10 protein-coding genes are annotated in these 7,055 nt (G+C 38.2%); 9 read left to right on the top strand and 1 reads right to left on the bottom strand.

Annotation, left to right across the window (positions count from 1 at the left end; genetic code table 11):
* The first annotated feature begins 45 nt into the window (after positions 1–45).
* From ACTNES_RS18270 to ACTNES_RS18240, 7 genes are all read left to right on the top strand, one after another.
* Complete coding sequence (locus ACTNES_RS18270) at positions 46–915, top strand: PBECR4 domain-containing protein (RefSeq protein WP_441040315.1); 870 nt, start codon at positions 46–48, stop codon at positions 913–915.
* A gap of 306 nt (positions 916–1,221) precedes the next feature.
* Complete coding sequence (locus tag ACTNES_RS18265; protein WP_441040314.1) at positions 1,222–2,124, top strand: macro domain-containing protein; 903 nt, start codon at positions 1,222–1,224, stop codon at positions 2,122–2,124.
* Positions 2,125–2,290: 166 nt separating this feature from the next.
* Positions 2,291–2,449 carry a hypothetical protein gene (locus ACTNES_RS18260; protein ID WP_441040313.1) on the top strand — a complete coding sequence of 53 codons (159 nt, stop codon included), beginning with the start codon at positions 2,291–2,293 and terminating at the stop codon, positions 2,447–2,449.
* A gap of 154 nt (positions 2,450–2,603) precedes the next feature.
* On the top strand, positions 2,604–2,813 hold the full coding sequence (locus ACTNES_RS18255) for a hypothetical protein (RefSeq protein WP_441040312.1): 210 nt from the start codon (positions 2,604–2,606) through the stop codon (positions 2,811–2,813).
* A complete protein-coding gene (tnpB, locus tag ACTNES_RS18250; RefSeq protein WP_441040311.1) occupies positions 2,810–3,046 on the top strand; it encodes an IS66 family insertion sequence element accessory protein TnpB in 237 nt (78 codons plus the stop codon). Before ACTNES_RS18255 ends, tnpB begins: the two co-directional genes overlap by 4 nt.
* A gap of 226 nt (positions 3,047–3,272) precedes the next feature.
* On the top strand, positions 3,273–4,133 hold the full coding sequence (locus ACTNES_RS18245; protein ID WP_441040310.1) for a sce7726 family protein: 861 nt from the start codon (positions 3,273–3,275) through the stop codon (positions 4,131–4,133).
* 2 nt (positions 4,134–4,135) lie between these two features.
* Positions 4,136–4,606 (top strand): sce7725 family protein, encoded by a 471-nt coding sequence (locus ACTNES_RS18240; RefSeq protein ID WP_441040309.1) that lies wholly within the window; start codon positions 4,136–4,138, stop codon positions 4,604–4,606.
* Here ACTNES_RS18240 and ACTNES_RS18235 read toward each other — a convergent pair.
* On the bottom strand, positions 4,600–4,761 hold the full coding sequence (locus ACTNES_RS18235) for a hypothetical protein (RefSeq protein ID WP_320813826.1): 162 nt from the start codon (positions 4,759–4,761) through the stop codon (positions 4,600–4,602). The two genes, ACTNES_RS18240 and ACTNES_RS18235, sit on opposite strands and share 7 nt — an antisense overlap.
* Before the next feature lie 309 nt (positions 4,762–5,070).
* On the opposite strand from ACTNES_RS18235, the gene ACTNES_RS18230 reads away from it, so the two are divergent.
* Together ACTNES_RS18230 and ACTNES_RS18225 are read left to right on the top strand one after the other, a co-directional pair.
* Positions 5,071–5,916, top strand: coding sequence for a S8 family peptidase (locus tag ACTNES_RS18230; protein ID WP_291805237.1), 846 nt, complete (start codon positions 5,071–5,073; stop codon positions 5,914–5,916).
* Positions 5,917–6,288: 372 nt separating this feature from the next.
* Positions 6,289–7,055, top strand: a 767-nt coding sequence (locus ACTNES_RS18225; RefSeq protein WP_441040308.1) for an NADP-dependent isocitrate dehydrogenase, incomplete at its 3' end; no start/stop codon positions are given.

The raw sequence follows: 7,055 nt of genomic DNA, 5'->3' as shown, positions 1-7,055 counted from the left end.
TTCCTGGTTGGTTTTTCCCATAGAATAAGTCCTCCTTAAAATATATTGGTTTTTCCCAGTATATCAATTGGTGGAGGAAATAGCACTACGCCTTCTTTTGAAGCACTTACGACAAGAGTCAAAGAAGAAGCAATTAAGTGCTCTAAAACATATAAAAGTCTGTTTGTGGATTATGATTATTTGCTGTGCTCCGATGCCTTTGTTCAGGCAGACTATTACATAATACAGGGACATGAGGATAATTATAGGCATCTGACTGGAGTAGCAACTGAAATCAGCGCAGAAGAGTTCTTCAACAAGTGCTATGATGGAGCATTAACTGAAAATGATTTTTCGTTTGAAAAAGAGGGCCAAGCTGAAGCACAAACAAAAGGTGCTGTGAGAGATAAAATCCGTGTTTTGCCGGATATCAAAAATTTGTTTTCTCAAAATGCTGTTGTGGAAGAAGAGTTTAAGCAAAATAGAATCAAATGTGCATTTGCTGCGGAGGGATGTACCTTTACGTTAGGCTTTGTTTGTCAAAATAATTCAAAGCCGATGACGCTTCTAAGAGGAAAAAAGCTAAATACGAACCAGACAGCGGCATTGGAACTTGTTATAAGAAGACCACGTGGAGCAGAAAAATTTAGTGAGATTGTCCTTGGAAACGATAGTGTACTGAAAAAGTATTCTGCTAAAGTGAAGAAAATGCTATCAGAAGAATTGCTAAAATCACTGCTGGAAAACACAGATGGTGAAGAAAAAATCTGGGATGGTTCTGTTGCAGGAGGAGAACAATTGATTGAACAGACGAGATTTGCTTTGCTTGCTGAATTGGTGGATCAGGGTGACCTTTCAGCAGAAGTTGCATCGGCTAAATTGATGATGACAACTGAGCAGTTTGTTGAAAAAATGAATAGCAGCATTGGGGTCTGACTTCAATGTGGTCAATTTAGTGTCAACTTAAGGAAAATCGCCAGATTTTACCACAAATTTTATGCTATATTTTACAATAGAAATGAAGGATTAATCCTCAACCAGTTAGAATGAAGTAAGAATGTCAGAGTCTGCCCCTATGAAGTACTCAAATCGAGAGCTTATAAACCGCAAGTCATAAAGTTAGAAATAAAAAAAGAGCCGTTCATTGATAAGCAATCCAATATAGACTTTGGAAAATATCTAGTAAAAAGAATCAAATATGTAGTTGTATAAAAGTATCATACACATAGGGGAGGAAAATCTATGGAACGCATACATATTGTTAAAAAAAGTGTAACAAAGTTAGATGTCGATTGTGTGGTTAATGCTGCCAATGAAGGATTGTGGGCAGGCGGTGGAGTATGCGGAGCTATTTTCAAAGAAGCCGGATATAATGAATTGACAGATGCTTGCACGAAGATAGGTCATTGCGATACAGGAAATGCTGTGATCACACCAGGGTTTCAGTTGAAAGCCAAATATATTATTCACGCTGTTGGACCACAGTGGCATGGTGGCAGTCATAATAAAGAACATTTGCTTCGAAAATGCTATCAAACGGCATTGCTTTTAGCACGGGATAATGGATGTAAATCTATAGGATTTCCTCTAATTTCCTCTGGTATATATAGTTATCCAAAGAAAGAAGCGTGGCAAGTGGCACTAAGGGCAGTTGCAGATTCTCTTGATTTTTTGGTGGATATGGAAGTCTATTTTGCTGTATTAGATGAGACGATGTTTGCTATGGGACAGGAAATATATCATGCTATGTTCGATTATACAGGTGATTCATTGTTGGTATCTATTGATAAAGAAAAGCTGTGGCAGTGTATAGAGCTGTTGTGTAAAATACGGAAAATTGAATGGAAAACACCGCCATCAAAAAATGGATTGAATTATTTTCCCTTTCCAATCTATCCAGAGGGGATTTGGCAGGTGTTTAACCTTATGAAGCCGGATAGAGATTATGGAAAACATATGGAACAACAGCCGAGAAACATAGTACCAAGTGAGATGTCTGTAGAGCAGATTAATACAAGACTCACCTTGATTCAAAGGAGTGAACGTTTCGGTGATGGTAATGTTGCAGCAGAAATAGAAAATGGTAATTTGTTAAAAATGTTACTTCGCTTAGATGATCTTTTGAATAAAAGCGTAAAGAACTAGAATTTGCTTGAAAGAAGGTGAGGCAACACATTGTGAACTTCCATAATAAAGTACAACTCAGGTGAATCATACGGATTGAGAAGACCCTGAAACCTTAACTTCCTGAAAAAGTAACACTCAAAAAATAGCAGATTGTAAAAAAACTTGAAAAATAGGGACTTTTCTAGTGATCCAAAAGATCCTGAATGGATATAAACTGCCGGAGATTCTGGAAAAATATCTTGGAAAGAAAGAGACGGGGCTGTTTCTGGATCTGGCAGCTTATTCTCTTATCAGTGAAAATAATGCCGCACAGTATTATCCTTCTTATGCTTACAGTTTGTAATATATAAACCGAAGGAAGCCTATACCGGGCTTCCTTTTTAAATATCAGGGGAGATCGAGGTCTTTTATCGTAAGTGCCTCAAAACATGGCGTAGTGACTATACTCCATACGATTGATATACTATAAGCAACCTAATACTAAGGAGGCTATGCTTATGGCAAGAACAAATCAGGAAGCAGTTACAGCTTTTGGCGAGGTTTTGCGTTCTGCAAACGTACCTGGTTCCTATAATTCCCAAAATAATCGGATGGCTGCTAATGATAACCGGCTGATGATCTATTTTCAGGGAATGAAAGTTTATATTCCAGATAACTTTCAGCCGGATACACTTTTAAAATTTCTTCAGACACTGAAAAAGTTATGATGAAGCGTATTGCAGAAGGAGCCACCCGAATCTTCCTTGCCTGTGGAGCCACAGATTTTCGAAAACAGATCCCTGGACTGGCTGCTACTGTCAGTCTCAGCTTCAAGCTGGATCCTTATAATGGAGACTGTGTTTTTATCTTCTGCAACAGAAAAAGAGATTCCATAAAAGTTCTGCGGTATGATCAGAATGGATTTGCACTTGCATCCAAAATGGCAGAAAGAAATTGTTGATGATTTGAAAAGAACATTTCCTAAGTAAATGACATTGCCTTTGAACAGTAACGTTATCATATCATTACAGATTAAGAAAGTACAAAATATCTTGCAGAGACTTATCATAAGTGTTACACTTTAAAAAAATGATACATAAAGAAAAAGTATAGAAAAAATAAGTCCGATATGATAAAAGCAGAAATGCTTTGTCAGAATAAATAATCATAACTTGGAGGAAATATATGTGGAAAAGAATAAATTGAATATTTTGAATAAATTTTTTTCACGTAACACATTTCGACATTGTTATGAGGATGGAAATGATAAGATATATGGACAGGTGATTAAGAGATATGTCGATAATAGTGCAGAGAAGACAAATCTGGAATTGGTAAGTGAAATTTATAGTGTGCTGGAAGACAAATATAGGAATGAATATTACTATAAAAATACACTGTTGAACAAACTGTTACTGGGAATACATAGCGTAAATACAACAACTGCATTAACAGAGTTTCCAATTGCTAAATCAAAAGCTGATTTTGTCTTGATTAATGGAAAGGCAGTTGTTTATGAAATAAAAACGGAATTGGATAATCTGGAACGGTTAGAAAGTCAGATTAGTGATTATTATAAAGCGTTTGATCATGTTGCGGTAGTTACTTGCATAGAGAATGTGGAAAATGTGAAAAAAAAGTTGGATGCAATGAAAAGACCAGTAGGGCTCTATGTGTTGCAAAAGAAGGGAACTATTAAGACAATTCGACGACCAGAGAAATATATAGACTGTTTAGATGCTGAGGTTTTATATAAAATTTTACGCAAGCAGGAATATGAACAGATTATTTTAAAGAAATATGGTTATTTGCCGGAGGTTTCTGCTTTTAAATATTATATTGAATGCAAAAAATTATTTGTGGAAATTCCGTTGGAAGAGTCATATACACTAGTACTTAAATTATTAAAGAAAAGAGCAAAAATTATCAAAGCAGAATATGAACAAATTCCATATGAGCTAAAATTTTTAGCATATTTTATGGGACTTAGAGAAGATGATTATAAAAAAATAATGAAATTTTTAAGTGAAGCATATGGGGGTGTATAAGAATGTATTTTCCTTATTTGCGTGGAAGGCAATTTGAATTGCTTGCTTTGCGGGAATTGTTGGAAAAGGGACGCATTGGAAAAAAAATTATTCCAATTATTGAGCCGGTGAAACCATCATCAACATTATTAAAAACGTTAGAATGTTTTGTTGCAAATGGTGGGACTAATTATGCAAGCGATGATGCGGAGTTTTGTGCATATCTTGATATTCCACGAATAGAGATTCCGGCGTTTCAGACAGTATCTGAACAGGATCAGGAGAGAAACCTGCAGATAATGCAGGATGCGGATGTGGTTATAGTTGCGGATATTCCTTTTGGAACGGGAAATATCCGCAATCTGGACGGACTTGAGAATATAAAAGGGAAACTGTATATTTATGAGAATATAGTGAACAGAGATTTCACCGGCGGACGGTTGAAGGAACGTCTGGATGAAATTCAGAAGAGGAAGGAAGTACATTTTTATTGAGATTCGCAATGCTTTTTCTTCCACTCCTGAATAAATTCCATCTGTTCCTGATCTGCAATCTCCTGAGAGGCAGCGTCATTTCCGGCAGCTACACAGCAGAGCAGAATGAATGTCTGAAGAAGAAAAAATATCAGGATAAATAGTAATGTGATCATAGAAAGTCTCCTTTTTGTATGCCATTGTATGCCTGATCATATGCTGACACATTGGCGTTCCAACAATTAACCTGTCGGCACACTATTTTGCAGTATTTCCGGATTTGCTATAGAAGTATCGGCATATTATGGGAGTTTTATACAGTTTATTCATAAAAAAACGGAAAAATGCCTCTTTCTTATAAAATTATCCGACTGCACCAGAATAGTGGATAAAAACGAAATGTTATACACGGAACACGAAAACAGAATCCTTCGAATACCTTAAAGTAAGACTTTACTGATCAGGTGATTCGGAGGATTTTTTTGATGAATAATTTCGATAATTCCGGTTATACAGGGAGAAATGTGGGAGTCTGCGTACTGGATACCGGGATTTTTCCTCATATAGATTTTACAGGGCGGATTCGTGCGTTTCATGATTTCATTGGATATCGAATCAGACCCTATGATGATAATTCGCATGGAACACATGTATGTGGGATCATTGGTGGCGATGGAAGGGCATCAGAAGGGCGGATCCGTGGAGTGGCACCGGGATGTGATCTGATAGTACTGAAGGTGTTGGACAGGATGGGAAATGGAAGAAAAGAGGATGTACTGCGGGCTTTTCGATGGATATTGGAGAATAGGAGATATTATGGAATCCGGGTAGTCAATATTTCAGTTGGGACGACCTGCCGTACGTATGAGGATCATAAAGTGCTGATCAATGGAGTAGAGAGACTTTGGGATGAGGGACTGATTGTGGTGGCGGCGGCAGGAAATCAGGGACCACGATCTGGAAGTGTGACTGCACCCGGAAGCAGCCGAAAGATTATTACAGTGGGATCCAGTGATCTTCTCAGAGGAAAGATGGCTATTTCCGGGAGAGGACCTACATTTGAGTGTGTTTGTAAACCCGATTTGGTTGCACCGGGAAACCATGTGCTTGCCTGTGCACCGGGAGCAGATAACGGATATGGAGTAAAGAGCGGCACATCTATGTCCACGCCTTTTGTTTCCGGGGCTGCGGCACTGATGCTGGAAAAGAATCCGGGTTTGACGAATGTTCAGATTAAGATGAAGTTGAAAGAAAGCGCCAGGGATATGGGACTGCCTAAGAACCAACAAGGTTGGGGAGAACTTGACCTGAAGCGATTTATGGAGTTGTGAGGCACATAAATTGTATGAATGGTGATTTACAAAGTTACTGCTTAAAAACAATATCCCGCGAATCGTATTGCTGAATATAAAGACTGGATACAAAGTGAATACTATCATTACAAATTTACAAAATACCACTTTACTTCATAAAAGCATTGACGAATGTTCCGATTTCGGCTATTATGATAGTTAATTTAATAGAATCAAGGAAGTCCCGAATTTAAATTTGGAAAAAGTAATCAATATGGAGAGGGACTTTCTTGTATCATAAAGAGTTAAACTCTTTATGATACGCTGTGGAGCAGCTATTCGATTATGAGCAAGTAGCGAAGCGGATGATTTTATCCGCTTGCTCTATCAAAGCCAAAGAGGAGGACTAACATGAAAAAAATTCAGATGCAGACACCACTTGTGGAGATGGATGGAGATGAGATGACCAGAATTCTCTGGAAGATCATCAAGGATGAACTTCTTCTTCCATACATTGATTTGAATACTGAGTATTATGATCTCGGTCTGGAGTACAGAAATGAGACTGACGATCAGGTAACTGTTGATGCAGCAGAAGCTACCAAGAAGTATGGCGTTGCAGTAAAATGTGCAACCATCACTCCGAATAAGGCGAGAATGGAAGAGTACACCTTAAAGAAGATGTACAAGAGCCCGAACGGAACAATCCGTGCAATCCTTGACGGAACTGTATTCCGTGCCCCAATCGTAGTAAAGGGCATTGAACCGTGCGTAAAGAACTGGAAGAAACCAATCACTATTGCACGTCATGCATACGGTGATGTGTATAAGAACACAGAGATGTACATCGACGGACCTGGAGATGCTTATCTGGTATTTGAGGGAGCTGACGGACAGCAGAGAAAAGAACTGATCCATCATTACGAAGGTGCCGGTGTTCTGCAGGGTATGCACAACCTGGATGATTCTATCACAAGTTTTGCAAGATGCTGCTTTAATTATGCACTGGATACAAAGCAGAGTCTGTGGCTTGGCGGTAAGGATACCATTTCCAAGATTTATGACGGACGTTTCAAAGAAATTTTTGCAACCATTTATGAGAATGAGTTCAAGGATAAATTCGAGGCAGCAGGCATTGAATATTTCTACAGCCTGATCAATGATATCGTAGCACGTGT

It is taken from the genome of Blautia sp. HCP3S3_D9 (genome assembly GCF_052063845.1).
Lineage (GTDB): Bacteria > Bacillota > Clostridia > Lachnospirales > Lachnospiraceae > Blautia_A.
Note: the sequence above shows the minus strand (reverse complement) of the source record. Positions and strands in the feature narration are given on the sequence as shown.

Bases quoted from the DNA above. Each gene is read 5' to 3' on its own strand.
- ACTNES_RS18265 (WP_441040314.1), top strand. From the start codon at position 1,222: ATGGAACGCATACATATTGTTAAAAAAAGTGTAACAAAGTTAGATGTC.
- ACTNES_RS18255 (WP_441040312.1), top strand. From the start codon at position 2,604: ATGGCAAGAACAAATCAGGAAGCAGTTACAGCTTTTGGCGAGGTTTTG.
- tnpB (WP_441040311.1), top strand. From the start codon at position 2,810: ATGATGAAGCGTATTGCAGAAGGAGCCACCCGAATCTTCCTTGCCTGT.
- ACTNES_RS18240 (WP_441040309.1), top strand. From the start codon at position 4,136: ATGTATTTTCCTTATTTGCGTGGAAGGCAATTTGAATTGCTTGCTTTG.
- ACTNES_RS18235 (WP_320813826.1), bottom strand. From the start codon at position 4,761: ATGATCACATTACTATTTATCCTGATATTTTTTCTTCTTCAGACATTC.
- ACTNES_RS18230 (WP_291805237.1), top strand. From the start codon at position 5,071: ATGAATAATTTCGATAATTCCGGTTATACAGGGAGAAATGTGGGAGTC.